This is a genomic window from Xanthomonas sp. SHU 199, assembly GCF_000364665.1.
Classification (GTDB): Bacteria; Pseudomonadota; Gammaproteobacteria; order Xanthomonadales; family Xanthomonadaceae; genus Xanthomonas_A; species Xanthomonas_A sontii.
Map to the genome: position 1 here is coordinate 1 of NZ_AQOI01000195.1, position 1,023 is coordinate 1,023.

Annotated in this window: 1 protein-coding gene; it reads left to right on the plus strand. The window is 73.6% G+C overall.

The features are described from left to right. On the plus strand, positions 1–1,023 hold a 1,023-nt coding region (locus tag D183_RS24280), incomplete at both ends, for a 3'-5' exonuclease (RefSeq protein ID WP_039726563.1).

A 1,023-nucleotide genomic window follows, 5' to 3' on the forward strand; every position in this document is an offset into this window, starting at 1 on the left:
CGCGGCTGGCTGGCCGATGCGCGCGACGGCAACGCCAGCTTGCTCGGCCGCCCCGTGCAGGCCGGCGACATCGCCGTGCTGGTGCGCAGCCACGGCGAGGCCACGCGCATCCAGCAGGCGCTGGCCGCGGCCGGCATTCCTGCGGTCGCCGCCGGCCGTCGCAGCCTGTTCGCCACCGACGAGGCGCTGGAACTGCTGGCGCTGTTGCAGGCGCTGCTCGACCCCGGCGACGACGGCCGTTTGCGCGCCGCACTCGCCACCGTGCTGATCGGTGAGGACGCCGCAGCGATTGCCGCGCTCGACCACGATGGCGAGCGCCACCGCCGCTGGCAGCAACAGGCGCTGGACTGGCGCGAGCGCTGGCAGCGCGGTGGCCCGTTGGCCCTGATCGGCGACCTCGGCGCCGCACACGGGCAGCGCTTGCTGGCGCTGGTCGACGGCGAGCGCCGCCTCACCAACTACCTGCAACTGGCCGAACTGCTGCAGGAAGCCGACACCCGCGCGCTCGGCCCGCATGGCCTGGTCGACTGGCTGGCGCGGCGCATCGCCAATGCCGACGACAGCGACGAGGCGCAGCAGTTGCGGCTGGAATCGGACGCACGCCGCGTGCAGATCGTCACCCTGCACAAGAGCAAGGGTCTGGAGTATCCGCTGGTGTTCCTGCCGTACGCTGGCATCGGCCGCAGCGAGCGCAGCCCCGGGCGCCACTGCGTGGTGCCGGCGCCGCAGGGTGGGCGGCAGTTGCAGTGGAACACCGGCCGCAGCGGCGGCGAATCCGACCCGGCCTGGGACACCGCCGAAGCCGCGTGGAAACAGGAACAGCGCGCCGAGGACGCGCGCCTGCTCTACGTCGGCCTGACCCGCGCCGAACACGCGCTGTGGATCGCCACCGGCGCCTTCCCGCAGCACGAGCGCACCGCATTGGCGCCGATGCTGCGCGACCTCGACGCCTTGCAGGCCACCGCTGCTCCCGGCGCCATCGCCATCGACAGCACCCCGCCGCCGGTGCAGTTGCCGCGCCTA